The sequence below is a fragment of the Bacillus sp. K2I17 genome (genome assembly GCF_002209985.1).
In the GTDB taxonomy this organism is placed as follows: Bacteria; Bacillota; Bacilli; order Bacillales; family Bacillaceae_G; genus Bacillus_A; species Bacillus_A wiedmannii.
Window position 1 is genome coordinate 175863 of sequence record NZ_NJGF01000006.1, and the last position, 16482, is coordinate 192344.

15 protein-coding genes are annotated in these 16482 nt (G+C 33.8%); 4 read left to right on the forward strand and 11 right to left on the reverse strand.

What is annotated here, in order from left to right; translation table 11 throughout:
• Positions 1-71: 71 nt before the first annotated feature.
• The 5 genes from CER22_RS10120 to CER22_RS10140 form a co-directional block, all read right to left on the reverse strand.
• On the reverse strand, positions 72-791 hold the full coding sequence (locus CER22_RS10120) for a GntR family transcriptional regulator (protein ID WP_088608703.1): 720 nt from the start codon (positions 789-791) through the stop codon (positions 72-74).
• A 164-nt stretch (positions 792-955) separates the two neighbouring features.
• Positions 956-2221 (reverse strand): Gfo/Idh/MocA family protein, encoded by a 1266-nt coding sequence (locus CER22_RS10125; protein WP_073517940.1) that lies wholly within the window; start codon positions 2219-2221, stop codon positions 956-958.
• Between the two features lie 26 nt (positions 2222-2247).
• Positions 2248-3081, reverse strand: a complete 834-nt coding sequence (locus tag CER22_RS10130) for a carbohydrate ABC transporter permease (RefSeq protein ID WP_033659821.1) — start codon at positions 3079-3081, stop codon at positions 2248-2250.
• Complete coding sequence (locus CER22_RS10135) at positions 3074-4018, reverse strand: carbohydrate ABC transporter permease (protein ID WP_000389888.1); 945 nt, start codon at positions 4016-4018, stop codon at positions 3074-3076. Before CER22_RS10135 ends, CER22_RS10130 begins: the two co-directional genes overlap by 8 nt.
• 53 nt (positions 4019-4071) lie before the next feature.
• Positions 4072-5322, reverse strand: coding sequence for an ABC transporter substrate-binding protein (locus CER22_RS10140; RefSeq protein ID WP_088608704.1), 1251 nt, complete (start codon positions 5320-5322; stop codon positions 4072-4074).
• 434 nt (positions 5323-5756) lie between these two features.
• On the opposite strand from CER22_RS10140, the gene CER22_RS10145 reads away from it, so the two are divergent.
• The 3 genes from CER22_RS10145 (at position 5757) to CER22_RS10155 (ending at position 8910) form a co-directional block, all read left to right on the forward strand.
• Positions 5757-6620 carry a PucR family transcriptional regulator gene (locus CER22_RS10145; protein WP_016134130.1) on the forward strand — a complete coding sequence of 288 codons (864 nt, stop codon included), beginning with the start codon at positions 5757-5759 and terminating at the stop codon, positions 6618-6620.
• Positions 6621-6722: 102 nt separating this feature from the next.
• A complete protein-coding gene (locus CER22_RS10150; RefSeq protein WP_000829430.1) occupies positions 6723-7826 on the forward strand; it encodes an ABC transporter ATP-binding protein in 1104 nt (367 codons plus the stop codon).
• A 619-nt stretch (positions 7827-8445) separates the two neighbouring features.
• On the forward strand, positions 8446-8910 hold the full coding sequence (locus CER22_RS10155; RefSeq protein WP_088608705.1) for a hypothetical protein: 465 nt from the start codon (positions 8446-8448) through the stop codon (positions 8908-8910).
• A gap of 19 nt (positions 8911-8929) precedes the next feature.
• Here the strand turns inward: CER22_RS10155 and CER22_RS10160 are convergent, their stop codons facing one another.
• From CER22_RS10160 to CER22_RS10175, 4 genes are all read right to left on the reverse strand, one after another.
• Positions 8930-9208, reverse strand: coding sequence for a hypothetical protein (locus tag CER22_RS10160; RefSeq protein WP_088608706.1), 279 nt, complete (start codon positions 9206-9208; stop codon positions 8930-8932).
• A 28-nt stretch (positions 9209-9236) separates the two neighbouring features.
• Positions 9237-10499 carry an MFS transporter gene (locus CER22_RS10165; protein WP_088608707.1) on the reverse strand — a complete coding sequence of 421 codons (1263 nt, stop codon included), beginning with the start codon at positions 10497-10499 and terminating at the stop codon, positions 9237-9239.
• Positions 10500-10644: 145 nt separating this feature from the next.
• A complete protein-coding gene (locus tag CER22_RS10170) occupies positions 10645-12057 on the reverse strand; it encodes an S-layer homology domain-containing protein (RefSeq protein WP_088608708.1) in 1413 nt (470 codons plus the stop codon).
• Between the two features lie 255 nt (positions 12058-12312).
• Positions 12313-13554, reverse strand: coding sequence for an N-acetylmuramoyl-L-alanine amidase (locus CER22_RS10175; protein WP_088608709.1), 1242 nt, complete (start codon positions 13552-13554; stop codon positions 12313-12315).
• Positions 13555-13723: 169 nt separating this feature from the next.
• Here CER22_RS10175 and CER22_RS10180 point away from each other — a divergent pair, with 169 nt between their 5' ends.
• Complete coding sequence (locus CER22_RS10180; protein ID WP_088608710.1) at positions 13724-14209, forward strand: 8-oxo-dGTP diphosphatase; 486 nt, start codon at positions 13724-13726, stop codon at positions 14207-14209.
• 28 nt (positions 14210-14237) lie between these two features.
• Here the strand turns inward: CER22_RS10180 and CER22_RS10185 are convergent, their stop codons facing one another.
• Positions 14238-15863, reverse strand: a complete 1626-nt coding sequence (locus tag CER22_RS10185; protein ID WP_088608711.1) for a YndJ family protein — start codon at positions 15861-15863, stop codon at positions 14238-14240.
• A 5-nt stretch (positions 15864-15868) separates the two neighbouring features.
• Positions 15869-16480: a DUF4166 domain-containing protein gene (locus tag CER22_RS10190; RefSeq protein ID WP_088608712.1), complete on the reverse strand. Its 612-nt coding sequence runs from the start codon at positions 16478-16480 to the stop codon at positions 15869-15871.
• Positions 16481-16482 lie beyond the last annotated feature (2 nt).

Genomic DNA, 16482 nt, shown 5'->3' on the forward strand with positions numbered 1-16482 from the left:
ACCCCCTTAATATTAGTTCATATCTTATCACGTCATCATTACCAGTTGAATTACAATAAGTATAACCATACTTATTGTAATTCAACTGTGTAAGTAAATTTATCTCCTCTTGCAATGGTCTGCGTGTATTCGATTATATTTTCTTTCGCATATGCAATCCGTTCTAGAGATAAAGATGGTTCATTCTTTTCAACTTGTAGCCATGTTGCATGCTCTTTTTCTGCTGCAATCGCTTTGAAATTTTCCACCGCGCGCGTGATATGGACTTGATATTTTGTACGAAAAATCTCGTACATTGGTGTTTCTTCTAATTCTTTCTTCGTTAAATATGGAAAGAACTTTACAGGAATATAAGATGTTTCAAATAGCATCGGTTCTTTATCAGCTAACCTTAGTCTTGTAATTTGATATACCTCTTCTTCATGATTAAGATTCATAATTTTCGATATTTTTTTATCGCAATGAATTATGGAAAATGATACGACTGTTGATGATGGAACCTTTCCAAATTTTTTCATTTCTTCTGTGAAACTATAAAAACGAACAAGACTTTGATTAAATACACGAGGTGAGACAAAACTCCCTTTACCATGTTTTTTATAAATATATCCTTCTTTTTCCATTTCTTGCATTGTCTGTCTTACTGTCGTTCTACTTACATCATGAATCTCACATAGCTCGCGTTCTGATGGAAGCTTATCATGTTCTTGTAAATTCCCAGCTTCAATTTGCTCCACAATAATATCCATTAATTGGTAGTATAATGGTGTTCGATTATCTTTTGCAATCATGTTTTACTCCCTCATCTATAAAGTTGTTATAACCAGTTTATGGCTATTATATCGAATGAAAATAGGAATTACCATCACTTTCTCACATAGAAAGATAAGCTTATTCCAACTGTTAAAATTTACTTTAATCGTACATTTAATTTGTTCCTTTATATGCGCTCTTCTTATTTTGCTGGATTCATCGATTCTTGTAAGTCTGTCACATATTGCTTAAGATTTACTGTTTCACCCGTTATTCTTGATCTTTCAGCGGCAAAGGCAATCAAATGACTATTTGCCGAAATCATTGCAGACGTTAAACTTTCTGTTTTATTGCTTTTTACCTTTTCGATAAAATCAGTCATAATTGCATTATCTGCTCCCATATGTCCACCTTCTATTGTTTCTGGGTAAATCGTTTCAACCTCACCTGAAAAATATTTGACCTTCAATTCATTTAATACATCATGACCATGAATTTCACCATGTGTTCCCATAATTTTAAACGTACGGCAACACTCTTTCGTAAATGCAGACATTGTAAAAGCAACTGTTACATCATTATCAAATAGCAAATTTACCACTTGATGATCTACAACATCATTGTCACAATGGTACACACAACGCCCATAAGGTCCTTTTTTTAGTGCCTCCAGTCTATTTTCAATGCTTGTATCAATAGAAACTACATTCGCTGGCCATTCATCTCTCTCGTGTAAATACCATTTTAAAGCAGAATATTGGCAGTTTTCTTCAACTTCACAACCATCTGTACAACGTAACGTCGAACCCTTAGGTGCATGTTCGGATTTAAAATGAGTCAAACTTCCAAAAGATGAAATCTTTTCACACTCTGCACCCACAAGCCATTGTAGCACATCCATATCATGACAACATTTTTGCAAAATCATTGAACTTGATTCAGATTTATTACGCCAATTCCCTCTTACAAAACTATGCGCTTGATGCCAATGACCAACATTTTCATTCCATTGAATTGAAACGATGTCCCCTATCTTCTTTTGATCAACAATTTCTTTTAAAGTCCTATAAAACGGTGCATACCTTAATACGTGACATACTGTTAATAATGCGTTATATCTCGTGGCAGCCTCTGCAATTTCCAATGTCTCTGTAGGGCTTGGTGACATTGGTTTTTCTAATAAAATTTTGTATCCCTTCTCAATCGCTTGCATAACAGGTTTATAATGAAACCGGTCGGGCGAACAAATAAGCAATACATCACAAAGCTTTTCTTTCGCTAATAACTCTTCCCATGTTTCAAATTGCATATCTTCCGAAACGCTATGCATTTCAGAGAATTTCCGTCTTTTTGCATTATCCAATTCTGCAACCGCAACAAAAGTTATCTCTGTTGGATGTTCTAACGCGTAAGAAGCATAAGCGTACATTCCACGACTTCCTGCCCCAATTAATGCCGCTGTAATCATTTATATCCTCTCCTATTCTATTATTCTTATTTTCCACCTGTAATTGTAATTCCTTCAATAAATTGTTTTTGTAAAAAAACAAACAATAACAACATTGGTAAAATCGCTAAAAATGATCCCGCCATTAGTACCGGATAGTTTGTTGCATATTGCCCTTGTAGTGAAGATAAACCAACTGACAATGTCATCATATCTGGTGAATTATTTACAATCATCGGCCACATCAATTCATTCCAAGACCAGAGTGTTGTAAATATACCAAGCGCAATTAAACCTGGTTTCGCAAGAGGCAGCATAACATACCAATAAATTTGGAAGTGATTGCAACCATCTAATCTTGCTGCTTCTTCTAGTTCCTTTGGAACGCCCATAAAAAACTGACGTAATAAAAAGGTACCAAATGCACTAAATAACCCAGGTACAATTACCGCTTGTAATGTATTCAACCAATCCAGTTTTACCATAATTAAATATTGTGGAAGCAAAAACACTTGAGCCGGAACCATTAGGACGGAAAGAGTTAGTAAAAACAGTACATTTCTACCTGGAAATTGTATTCTAGCAAAAGCATAAGCTGCTAATGAGCATAAAAACAACTGCCCGACCGTTCTAGCTATTGTAACAATTACAGTATTCATCATAAATTTAAAAAATGGTAATAAGTTGAATATTTCCGTATAGTTACTCCACATAAATTGAGATGGGATAATAACTGGTGAAACTTGAACAGATTCTGTATAAGTTTTTAGAGACGTTAATATCATCCAAATAAAAGGACCAATGGTTAATAAGGCACCTATGATAAGTATTGCATGAATCATAATTGTATTTTTATTGACTGCACCTACTCTTTTATTCATCATAATGCACCCACTTTTTCTGTAATATCATTTGAATCGCTGTAATGATTAATATAATAATTAATAATACAACTGCTATGGCTGCCGAATATCCTTTCTCATTTAAAATAAAGGCATTTTGATAAAATAAATAAACAATAGATTGTGTATTTTCAATTACATTACTTGTTCTACCAATCATCATAAAGATGAGATCGAATACTTGAAATGCTCCAATTAAAGACATAATCGTTACGAAGAAAATAACTGGCGATAAAAGTGGCAATGTAATCTTAAAGAAAATTGTAATTGGCCGGGCTCCATCCATAATTGCCGCTTCATAGTATGTTTTAGGGATGTTTTGGAGACCAGATAGAAAAATAACCATGTTATATCCTATCCCCCCCCAAATCGCAACTATAATAATTGAATATAATGCAATGTTAGGGTTGGTAAGCCAATTAGGACCATCAATTCCAAACCATGATAACATGTAATTGAGTAACCCATAGTCAGAATTATAGATCCATTTCCATACCATAGCGATTGCAGCAGGCATTGTAATAACAGGTAAAAAATATAATGTTCTATAAAGGGATTTCCCTTTAATGTTTTGATTTAATAGCACCGCTAATATGATGGATAAAAATATACCGATTGGAACAGTAAGCACGATATAAATAAATGTATTTTGAAAAGCCTTTCCTAAATCTTTATCAGTAAACATCTTTTTATAGTTTTCTAGTCCAATCCATTCATAGCTACCAAACGCATCCCACGCTGTAAAACTAAAATAAATATTTTGCACAATTGGCCACATATAAAAAATGAATAACCCTAACATAGTTGGGGCAATCATGACATATGCCCATATATAATCTAATTTCTTTTTCTTTTTATATTTTTTTTGTATATGTGTGTTTTTTTGCTCCACTACCTTTATTGATAGATCCTCCATCTCTTCACTCCTCCCATAATTTTTGATTTAAAGCAAGGAGAGGATCCCTCTCCTTATTTTTTAGAAAGAACTTCATTTGCTTTCTCTGTTAATTCTTTTGTTGCTTCTTCAACATTCAATTCTCCTCCCCATACCCTTTTTAATACTTTTGTTTCTTGCTCCCATAAAGCTCCTGTATTTTTCACACTCGGTAATGGGTAAGAATATTCAAGACCAGTGATATACGCTTGTAAATTCAAGTTTGGAACGGATTTAACCCACGCTTCTTGTGTTCCATTAAAAGCAGGAATGACTGTTCCAGTTTCTGCAAACACATCTGCTGCCTCTTTAGAACCTAAATATTTCACAAATTCCCAAGCTGCATCCGGATATTTTGTTTTCGCTGAGATGACATTTGCTAGACCATGAATCATAACAGCTCTTTCTTTCCCTTTTGGCATAACAGCAATATTTAAATCAGGATTTTTCTTATATTCTGGTACCATCCAAGGCCCGTCAAAAATCATCGCTACTTTACCTGATAAAAACAAATCAGATGCTGTTGTCTCTGTCATTTGAGCAAATGTTGGTGATAATCCTTCTTTAATAAAACTAATGTTATAATTAATTGCTTCAATTGCTTGTGGTTTATTAAATCCTACTGTTTTTTTATCTTTAGAAAGAACATACCCTTTATTTTGGTAAATGAGATCATAATAACCACCTTGATTTCCCATTGCTGCTGCAAATCCCCAAACACCTTTTTCCTTTTTCGTCAATTGCTTTGCAGCTTCTTTCATTTTCTCCCAATCCCATGAATCATCTGGATATGCTACTCCAGCTTCATCAAATAATTTTTTGTTATACCAAAGTGCCGTTGTATCAAAATCTTTTGGAATACCGTAAGTTTTATTATCTACTGTATATAAATCAACTAAAGATTTTGGGTAATTTTCCAATTTATAATTATCTTTTTTCGCTTTATCATCCAAAGGCATCAATACTTTTCCCGAAGCGTATTTCACGGCATTTGGTCCATTCATCCAAAATACATCCGGCAATGCATTTCCTGTTGCTGCCGTTTCAAGCTTCTGAAAGTACTGTCCGTACGCTGTTAATTCTATTTTCACTTTAATATTCGGATGTTTTTCATTAAACTGTTGAACCACTTTCTCCACTGCTGGTAGTTGTTTCTTATCCCAAAGTGCATACCGTAATTCTATTTTTTCATCTTTAGATGACGTGTTAACTTTTTCGCCACTGTTAGAACATCCTACTATTGCCAATAGCAATGTTGACAAAAAGAAAATAAACCACTTTTTCATCCCTTTTCCTCCTCTAGAAACAATCATCTATATAACAAAATCTTTACTTATGTTTCTTGTAACTCACTGACAACAAATTAAACTAATATAATCAACTTTACAAAAGATTTGGAGCACCTTGTAAATAAAGCGTTTACAAACGAATTTTATTCATTTATAAAAACAATGCTCTTCTCTCCCTTCCTATCAATTTTAGTAGACTTATGTCATTACCAGTTGAAGGAATAAACTATCATTGATATATTATTTATACATATACCAATTCGATCACGACATGATGTTGTCATTACCAGTTGTTATGAAGTATAACACTATCACTTTTTCCTCTGCAATATATTTTCTGAATTTTTTAAATTTTTATCGCAAACTATGTCAATCCATTATCCCTATAGCATTTGTTATTAATAAATAATATAAAGATAAGGAGTGTTCATATGATTCAACAATTAAAAAGATATTACGATAAAGATATAAAAATTAATGAGGCCATACTTTCTGAAGAGTACAGTTGGTTTTTGATTGATGGGAATAGAGTAGGAATTCGTAAATCTCGCTTACATAAACAAGAGTGTCAATTACTTTCATCCCTCTTAACTCCCCTCCATACTGACACATGCTATGAAACAGAAATAGAAAAGTATTGGTACGAAGCGTTATATCAGAGTAAAGATATTCAAATAACATCTGTACGCTTTTTACATTTCTTCACAACGCATCCTATAACGGAACGAGAAGAATTTCATAATGCTTTACATTCAATACTTGGTTTTGATAATCCTACAATATGGGAAACTTCACAAACTGGAGTCCTCATCTTAACAGAAAATATATCTGAATATAGATTGCAAACAGCCCTTGATACGCTGGAAACAGATTTTTTTATATCCTTATCCTTTTTTGTCGGCAGACACTACACCCATACCAATCAAATTTCTCACTTGTATCAATGGGAACGAAATTTATTTTCTTATCTTTCTCCCTATCTATCAAAGAAAATTACATACATTGAACAACTCCTTCCTTATCAATTAATGACCTTATTACCAAAAGAAAAGAGGGAAAAATATACAAATCATTTATTAGCACATGTTTTCAATGATAAAGAGCTAATAGAGAGTATTAAAGTATTCTTCCAATGTAATTTAAATGTATCACTTGCGGCCAAACAATTATATTTACACCGAAATACTTTACAGTATCGAATTGACAAATTTATTGAAAAAACAGGATTGAATATAAAAACATTTGAAGGTGCTGTAGCTGTCTATTTGGCTTTTCTTTCTTTGAACATCTCGTAATTTTGCATAAAAAAATTAACATTTTTTGTGCAACTTGCCAATTCACCTTACAATCAATAAACCTTATAATTCAGTTAATTATAAAAATAGGGGTGATGTATAATGGCCGAACTCGTATTAGATCATATTTTCAAATTATATGATAATAAAACAACTGCTGTTTCTGATTTTAATTTACATATTCAAGATAAAGAATTTATTGTATTTGTTGGTCCTTCTGGTTGTGGAAAATCAACTACTCTACGTATGATTGCAGGTTTAGAAGATATTTCTAATGGCTCATTTTATATTGATGGTAAACTTATGAATGATGTCGCTCCAAAAGATCGTGACATTGCAATGGTATTTCAAAATTATGCACTATACCCACATATGTCTGTTTACGATAATATGGCGTTTGGTTTAAAATTACGAAAACTACCAAAAGATGAAATTAATCATCGCGTAACTGAGGCGGCAAAAATATTAGGTCTTGAAGATTATTTAAAGCGAAAACCAAAAGCATTATCGGGTGGGCAGCGACAGCGTGTTGCATTAGGAAGAGCTATCGTTCGTGACGCAAAAGTATTCTTAATGGACGAGCCTCTATCCAATTTAGATGCTAAATTACGTGTAAGTATGCGTTCAGAAATTTCTAAGCTTCATCGTCGTTTAAACACAACTACTATATATGTAACACATGACCAAACGGAAGCAATGACAATGGCATCACGCCTTGTTGTGATGAAAGATGGTATCATCCAACAAGTTGGTACACCAAAAGAAGTCTATGATACTCCTGAGAATGTTTTTGTTGGCGGATTCATTGGTTCTCCGGCCATGAATTTTTTTACTGGAACATTAAAAGATAACTATTTTCATATAGAAAACATTCGTTTTAAAGTACCAGAAGGACAATTAAAAAAATTGCAGAAAAAGGGATACAACCAAAAAACACTTATACTCGGTATTCGTCCAGAAGACATTCACGATGAACCAATTGTCCTTCAATCTTCTCCCGATTCAACTGTCGAAATTAATATTGAAGTTGCTGAATTATTAGGTGCTGAGACTATGATACATGGAAAACTTGAAAATCAAAGTTTTGTCGCACGAATTAATGCTCGATCAGAACTGAAAGCTGGCGATAAGCTTTCAGTAGCCTTTAGTTTAACAAAAGCACATTTTTTTGATAGTGATACAGAAGTACGTATACGTAACAATTAAACAAGCTTAATTGGTTATCCTAAAGTCAGACGTACGAAAAAAGCTGTGTAGTATGGCCTCTACACAGCTTTTTCCTCTAATCCCCTAAATATATTGAATATACTATTTAACGTTCTAATGAGGGCATTCTACTCTCAAACATTTTGATGTCACTCATTTTATTTTCTCATTATATTCGCAGGGCTAAGGAGTGATTGTCCGTGTACTTAAAAACAAATGAACGCGATTAGTATCACATAACATTGCGATACTAACCATATCAAGCTCGTTACATATCCCTTCAACCAATACTTTGAAACACTCTTCTATAATCATTTATTTCGGAAAAATTAAACAAAAAACCTGAAGAAACTACCTATACTTTGGATACTTAAATTACCACGGACCTTACGATTTTTAGTAGCATTCCGGATCCAGCTTCCCTTTCATTCTATGCCTAAAGGCGATCGGCTTTCTTGTTGGGAAAAAGCTGTACTAACACTAAGTATAAGCGTAACAACTAAGATAATGACTCCTAATCCGATATTCACAAAACAAACTCTTACATTATATGGTATACCCTTTCACAAAAAGAAAATAATAATAAATAAATCCGTTACAGAATGGGAGCTCTCTAAAAATGAAACGAAAAATATTTTCTCTCTTCGCACTAATCTGTTTAACACTACCAATACAAGCTAGTGCATACACATTTCAATCACTACCAATTGCATCAAAGTCAAAACAGTGGTATATCGAAATTGATAAATCCCATAACGCAAACAAGCAAGCAGTGCAGCCAAAACAAGGTGTATACGATACATATCGCTTACTCGTAAAAAACATCGGCAATGATGTGTCAAACGTAGCTGTAGAAATAGTTGATAACACCCCTACCTCTAAAGCTACTTTTAATCCTACTTTGCTAAATAGCAACGTTTCAAAAAATCAGACGAGCTTTGACTACATCGTATTCCCTTTAGATTTTAACAGCCACAATTTCAAAGTCGTCATCACTTGGGAAGAAAAGAATTTCTCTTACAACGGTCATCCGGTAAATGAAGGGAAACAAATGAAACAAACATTTGTATTTAATGAAGAGTAAGCCCTAATTTGATTAGGGCTTACTCTTCATTTACAAAACCAGATTGAATTGCTTCTGTCACTTCTTTTGTGATATCCAGTTTTGTTGCATCGGTGCTAATTTTCTTATGCCAAATATGTACGGAAGGCTTTTCGTTACAAAAATGTTTTATTAATACTAGTTGGTTATATGCTAGCTTATTTTCTCTATGGGTAGCAATATAGACTGTGAAATTTTTTGCTTCAAAGACCTTTTCCTGCAAAGTGTATTGGCTGTCCAATTCCTTTACTACTACATCGTTCAAGTTTTCTATAATCATATAAGTTATTCTCCTTCCCCTTATATCATCAATCAAATCGTCGAATACTTGGTACACATAATACTACTCCAATTGTTACAAGTACTAATATAGCTAGTGTTATAATCGTTATCTCACCACCTATGACAGTAGCTAACCATCCTACAACCACATAACCTAGTGGCAATAAAGCAAATGAACCTAGCATATCAAGGCTTGCCACTCTTCCAAATGCTTCTTCTGGCACAAGCTCTTGTAAACTTGTTTCCCAAATGAGTCCAAATATCATCATACCGAACCCTTCAATTGCCATTAATCCAATTAATGCAGGTGCCCAAGCAATAAACGGCATTATTAAAAGCGCACAACCACTTATTAATACACCACCATAGGCAAGTAATCCCCGCTTATGCCACCGTTCCCTCCCGCCAAATATTAGCGCGACAATTACAGCTCCAACACCAGAAGATGCCATTCCTAATCCATACACGTATGCTTCAAAATGATGATGAACATTAAATAACCATGGAATTAATACGACGATAATTCCTGCATAACAAATATTGATGAAAGAAAAAACTAAAATTGTAATCCATAGCCACGGATGATTTTTTAAAACGAAAACACCTTCCATAAACTCTTGTTTGTAATCGATTTGTCTCTTTTCAATGGATTTTACTTTTTTAAACTTTATTTCTCTTAAAAATATTAAACATAAAAATGATAGCAAATATGTTACTGCATCCAGTCCAAATCCTATTCCAGCAGATGCAACTGACACAATCAATCCTCCAAGAGCCGGTCCAATTAGTCGTATACCTTGATTACTCATTTGCGTTAATGCATTAGCTGCATTTCGAATTTCCGGTACAAATACTTTCGCCCTTACAGCCGCATATGCTGGCTGAAATATCCCTTCCATAAGCCCATATAATGCTACGAGTGCGTATAGAAGTGGAATTGTTAAAACGTCCATAAATATAAGTGTCGCAAGTAAAAGCATTAATATACAGCGAATTATATCTGTAAATAACATTAATTTCACTCGATCAATTCGATCTACTACTAATCCAGCAAACGGTAACGCAAGAATATTAGGAAGCATATACATTGCCATAGTCATTCCCATTACAACTGTTGAACCAGTTAATGAATACACAACGACTGGCAAAATAACCATCGTTATCGAACTGCCTAAAGTCGAAAGTAATTGCCCAATCCATAAAAATTTAAAATGTGGTGACGCTTTAACTGGCAATAACAATTTACCGACATAACTTACATGTTTCTCTGTTCGTATTTCTCCTTGCATACTTCTCTCCTCTTTTCAAATTAAGTTAACACTAAATATAAAACAGAAAATTCAATCTTTAATACTTATAATTATATATGAAACTGTTAAATTATTGGTAAAAATAAAAAAGGTGTTTTCATAAATGAAAACACCTTTTTTTATATTATAATTTTAAGTTCTTCTTCAATGTCCAATATTTTTCTTGAGTATTTTCAAATGAAAATTCTACCCAACCGTTTGGATCTTCACGATATACAGTTACTTTCTTACCATTTTCTAATTTTCCAACTTCATTTTGTGTAATATTTGGTACACTCTTAATTGTATAACCAAATGGATATGGCACTTGATAGTAAGAACCTACTAATTGAACCGTAGCCGTTGCATCTTTTGCATAATCTTTATATGGGATGTCTTTTCCTAATGCCTCTACATTTAATGTATTAGGATTTTTCGGTAATCGTTTTACATTTTCATAATCTTTCTTGTTAAACGGTTTAATACGCTCCATAATATTAGCGATTTTGCCAGCCCATTCTTTATCTGTTGCATACTTTTCATTCATAGCAGGTAATGTGTAACCATTAAAATGATTAGCACCTTCTTCTAAGTAGTTCTTCCTTACATAATCAGCATTGTAAGAAATACTTTCCTTGTATGACGGTAAATATTTTGCATATGCAAATGGGTCACGGTCATATGCTCTTAAGCCAAATAAATTATGTTTACGATATGCAATTTCTGATTTACCGTACGCTGATTCTAAGATTGCATGTGCAGCTAAATATAGTGCGCTCACACCATACTCATTTTGTGCTTGAATAAAATCTTTACCAGTTCCAATAAGTGGACTATCCGAATGAGATTTTTTAATGAAATTATCAATCTCTAGTGCCGTTACGTTAGATGGCAAAGTTACGTCTAGATTAATATACGATGGCTGTTCAACAGGAACATCATTTTTAATTTTCATCGCTTTATATAATAATTGCGCATAGCTTTCACGTGTTAATATACCTGATGGATCAAATCCTCCAAGTCCATTTCCTACCGATACACCATTGGATTGCAATGCACTAATTGCTTCTTTTGCCCACCAGTGTGTTGCATCTATATCATTAAATGTATGTGGTGCTTTTACTTCTAATTTAAATGCTCTTTGCAAAATAACAGACATTTCAGCACGAGTTAATGATTCTTTCGGTCTAAACGTCCCTTTACCATCACCTATGAAAATCCCCATATCTGTTAATGCCAAAATTTCTTTTGGGAACATCGTCGTTCCTGCGCTAATATCAGAGTATGGATTTTTATAATCGCTTTTTAATTCTGGTTTTAATGCGCGATACATTAATGCTGCTACTTGCTCACGAGTTACAACATCTCCAAAGCCAAATTTACCATTATCGTAACCTGCAATAACCCCTTTTGACGTTAAATCAGTAATCGCTTCAAGTGCCCAATGATTTTTCGGAACGTCTGGAAATTCTTTTGTAGATGCAAACGAAGTTGCTGGAGCCAGTACTACTTGAAGTGCGACTGTCACTGCTAACACATTAGAAATAACTTTTTTCATAAATTGTTTAACACGTTTTCTATATGCTTATACCGTGTTAACTTGCCTCCCTTTATCGTATAATTTTCCCTATTAAACTAACAAACTCTTAATTAGTCAACAGTAAAAGTATACGTGATAAAAATAAACTAATCTACCATTATTTTATTCATAATCAGCATAATACGATGTATCTTTCTATTTCGATATAAAATTACAAAAACTTACATAAAAAGCCCACCTCTATATAGACGATGGACTTAACAATCAACATTGTTATTTCGTTAAACGAGATTTTGAAGCATCAAAACCTTTCCACTCATAATAATCTAAAATACCCGCATAAATTGCCTCAGCAGCTATTTGTCTTCCAGATTCTGAAGCTAACTTCTCATAATCCGCGCTGTTATCTAAAAATGCTAGCTCCGTTAGTACTGCTGGCATCTCATTTTCTCTTAGTACATAAAAGTCTTCTGGTTTCACACCACGATTTCTTGTATCTAGAGCTTTAACTAATCGCTTTTGTATTTTATCAGCTAACATATAACTATCTTTTTCACGCTCAGTTAATTCTTTCTTTTCAGATCCTTTATAATAAAAAGTTTCTGTTCCATGTCCATCATGTTTTTGAGAAGCATTTGCATGGATACTTACAAAAATATCTCCATTATGTTCTTTCGCGAAATCCACACGATTTTTAAGGTCTTCTCCTTGTTTTTCACCAAGACGAATATCTGTTTCACGTGTTAACATCACACGGAATGGAGTATGTTTCTCTATTAAACTTTGTAATCTTTTAGATGTATCTAATACAATATCACTCTCATGTAATCCTTGTGTTGCTTTCCCAGGATCTGTTCCTCCATGACCTGGATCAATAATAATCATCTGTTCTACTAAAGGATTGCCTATTTTAAGTGAATCAGCCTTTGCAATAAACTGTGCTGCTTCTGCTTTCGTTACAGTTTTCTTAGGCTCCCACTTCTCACCAGTACCAAGAGAGATGCCTAATTCAACTAGGATGTTCGCTTTTTCTTTACCCCAGTTTAGTGTTTCTAAATCTTTGAATTTAGTTTCTGGAGTACCGTTTACTTTAGACTCTAATTTGTAAGCTTCTACAAGAAGAGATGCCATTGAAACACGGTCGATTTTCCCGTCTGGCTCGAATCCATTGCCTGTACCTTTAACAACGCCAGCTTTTTCTACAGCTGCGATGATTGGAGTAGCCCAATGTTTTTGAGAATCAGCGTAAGATGGCTTAGCATTTGTATCGATTCTTAAGTTTAATATTCGAGCCATCATTGTAGCTGCTTCGGCACGAGTAATTTCTTTTCCAGGCTCGAACATTCCTTTATCGTTACCTGTAACTGCACCTTTCTCTACTAAATAGTAAATAGAATCTTCTGCCCAATGTTTAGCTGGGACATCTGGAAATTTTTTTGTTTGTGCGAAACTACTAGATGAATAAGATAATATACTAGCTGCGATTAATCCTGCTGCGATTATTCTATTTTTCATAGAATATATTCCCCTCTCAAGTACAATGTATTTATGTAACAGACTAATTATAGTTCTGAAAATTAGTAATAGTCAATTGAAATTTGTATAATTTTGTATTATTATTGTATTTTTTGTCATATATAACTATAGTTAAAAACTATAAGATTTTATAAGAGGAGAGATTCGTATGAGCAACAATTGGAAAGATATAGAGCACCGTATTTATACAATGTGTATGATTCAGCGTAATAACAAAATATTGCTAATACAGCGCCCCGATCATCTAGGCTTCCCTGGTTACATCGCTCCTGGCGGAAAAGTAGATTTCCCAGAAAGTATCGTTCAAGCTGCTATACGAGAATCGAAAGAGGAAACTGGACTTCACGTTTCTAATTTAATTTTCAAGGGGTTAGACGAATATGTAAATCCGAAAGAAAATGTTCGATATATGGTATTCAATTATTGGACAGATTCGTTTGATCGTGAACTTCTTATAAACCCTCCTGAGGGCGAATTATTATGGGTGCCAATTGATGAGGCACTAAATCTTCCTATGCAAAATTGGTTTAAAGAGAGATTCCCATTATTTTTTGAAAAAGGTACGTTTGAAATTCAACGTGTTTGGGGTCGGGACTTAGATAAACAAGTTGCTATGACAATTACGCATACGTAAAAAAGCTTGGTATCTCTCCAAGCTTTTTTTACTTTCCTTCTATTTTCTTAATCTCATAATCAATTTCTAAAAACTTAACTCCAAATATCCACATTCTATGGTTAGCTTTTAATATGTGATTCGTGTTCTCTTTTATAATAAAAGTCTCTGCTAACGGTAAACGAATTGTAAAGAAACGAGTATGTAAATAAATCCCCTCATCTCCTTTACCGTTTCTTCTCAGCTTACTAGTAATGATTAAATCATTACTCTTATTACATAATTTTAAAACCCCCGTCATATTCGAATATGGTAAAGGTAATGCAATATTCATATATGTCTCGCTCTTATATGTGTGCTTTGAGTAAAGAGCTACAAAAATAGATTCTCCTGCTTCATTTTTTCTTAGCCAAGCCCTTACATTCTCCCTTCCATCTTTCTCATCTATTATCCCAACGATAGAGCCATGCATCGTTTCCCACTTACCGCCCATTCCTAAATGTATTTGTCCTACACGCTTACTCATTTTCTCATAGCAAAATGCAACCGGACGAAACCAACGAGCCCACTTAATATGCGATTGTAACTCATACTCTTTTGTATTTTCATAAAAACGAGTAATACTTAAAGGAATCTTTGCCATGTCAAATCCCTCACTATGAAAATCGTTCATATTATCAACTAAACCTTTGTATTCCTTGCTATCTATTAAACTTCTGTTATGTAAAAATGCTTCACCAACTGTCGTATTTCCTCTTAACCTGCTCATTGGTTTCCCGTAATATTTATAATTCGGAGCAGTCTTTTCAATCATCCAGCCGACAAATGCGGGTAACGCTACTCCAATTCCATTGGCAACACCGTGAATCCAAACCATTTGAGCAATTGTAATCGTCAGTACATGTTTCAAATTCCCATATGAATATATAAGCGAAAACATAATTGTTACCATGAGTGTACTAGACGATATGATCAGAAGAACCTTTGCACTAATAGCATTAAATGTCGTACGCCAAACATAAATCCCATAACTATAAATAGCGCATAAATATAGGAACACTGCAAAAAATTCAAATACTCTTGAGTACGTAATTCCTATTGCAACTGTCATAGGTGAAATGACGATGACAAACATAATAGCATCATATACTTTACTTCTCTTTTCTCTTTTCCTCCCAATTAAACCAGCTGATAACGGCAATAGAAATGCCGAATAATGAAAGTGTGCAGCTGTAAGCAAAACAATGTCGGAACTAAAGTGCATAATGGAAAACTTTGCTACAGAAGCAAAAAACCAGAAACCACCTAAAAACAAATACATAAACGCACTATCGATAGCTGTCTCCTCTAACGGTTTCCATCCTCTTTCTAGCACTCTACTTACACCGAATAACGCAACGATTCCTGTATATACAAACCAAAGTAATGCAAAGAAATAGTGATTTGTTACGAAAGCTAACATTGCACTAATTGCTGCGATTGGATATAAAAGCGATACTAGTTTATAAAAGGATACATATGATCCACTTCTTGTCTTTTTATCAAGAATGCAAAATGACATCGGTATAAATAACAAAATAGATAATAAAATAATTGCTTCAACTGGGTTTACATTTGTCCACTCACATATTAGAAAAACAATATAACAAGCAAGCCCAACTATTATATTTTTCATATCATTTATTTCCTCTCCACAAATGTTCCCTTATATGAAAATAATGAACCGATTAACGGATTGCGTACTTGTACATGAATTCGAAAGCATCGTCGTGTTTCATCATAACTTTCTACAATGTTGGCCTCTCCGTATAAGAATCTAGGTAACGGGACTTTTCTGCCAAACATGTAAAACCATTGTTTCTTTGAGGAAATATGCATTGCCCCCACCTCATCAATATGAAAATTCAATGTAGAAACAAGTATGTGTGGTTCACCAAAACAATCTACAATTTCATTATTCTCTTCATCCAACTGCATAACGGCGTTAAAATATCTTTTCTTATTGTGAAAATAAAAAGTACGATTCCACCGCACAAGTTCATGTCCATGTTCATCCCGCTCAGCGGTATTATGTATTGTAAATGGCACTTCCTTCCCTCGCTCAGAGAAAAACATACGGAACTTTGATGCAATTTTTAATATGAATTTTACGAAAAAAGAACCACCATAAATCTCATCCATCTTTCCTTCTCCAATAAAACTATTTTCTTCTGTAATTTCATAGCGTTTCTGTAATTTTGGATGTAGTTTTTTATAAGAATCCCCTAATAGTCTTTCATACATATTAGCCATAC

Coding starts and splice junctions, on each gene's coding strand:
- CER22_RS10150 (WP_000829430.1), top strand. CDS start 6,723: ATGGCCGAACTCGTATTAGATCATATTTTCAAATTATATGATAATAAA.
- CER22_RS10155 (WP_088608705.1), top strand. CDS start 8,446: ATGAAACGAAAAATATTTTCTCTCTTCGCACTAATCTGTTTAACACTA.
- CER22_RS10165 (WP_088608707.1), bottom strand. CDS start 10,499: ATGCAAGGAGAAATACGAACAGAGAAACATGTAAGTTATGTCGGTAAA.
- CER22_RS10125 (WP_073517940.1), bottom strand. CDS start 2,221: ATGATTACAGCGGCATTAATTGGGGCAGGAAGTCGTGGAATGTACGCT.
- CER22_RS10175 (WP_088608709.1), bottom strand. CDS start 13,554: ATGAAAAATAGAATAATCGCAGCAGGATTAATCGCAGCTAGTATATTA.
- CER22_RS10140 (WP_088608704.1), bottom strand. CDS start 5,322: ATGAAAAAGTGGTTTATTTTCTTTTTGTCAACATTGCTATTGGCAATA.
- CER22_RS10190 (WP_088608712.1), bottom strand. CDS start 16,480: ATGGCTAATATGTATGAAAGACTATTAGGGGATTCTTATAAAAAACTA.
- CER22_RS10185 (WP_088608711.1), bottom strand. CDS start 15,863: ATGAAAAATATAATAGTTGGGCTTGCTTGTTATATTGTTTTTCTAATA.
- CER22_RS10120 (WP_088608703.1), bottom strand. CDS start 791: ATGATTGCAAAAGATAATCGAACACCATTATACTACCAATTAATGGAT.
- CER22_RS10130 (WP_033659821.1), bottom strand. CDS start 3,081: ATGAATAAAAGAGTAGGTGCAGTCAATAAAAATACAATTATGATTCAT.
- CER22_RS10145 (WP_016134130.1), top strand. CDS start 5,757: ATGATTCAACAATTAAAAAGATATTACGATAAAGATATAAAAATTAAT.
- CER22_RS10135 (WP_000389888.1), bottom strand. CDS start 4,018: ATGGAGGATCTATCAATAAAGGTAGTGGAGCAAAAAAACACACATATA.
- CER22_RS10180 (WP_088608710.1), top strand. CDS start 13,724: ATGAGCAACAATTGGAAAGATATAGAGCACCGTATTTATACAATGTGT.
- CER22_RS10160 (WP_088608706.1), bottom strand. CDS start 9,208: ATGATTATAGAAAACTTGAACGATGTAGTAGTAAAGGAATTGGACAGC.
- CER22_RS10170 (WP_088608708.1), bottom strand. CDS start 12,057: ATGAAAAAAGTTATTTCTAATGTGTTAGCAGTGACAGTCGCACTTCAA.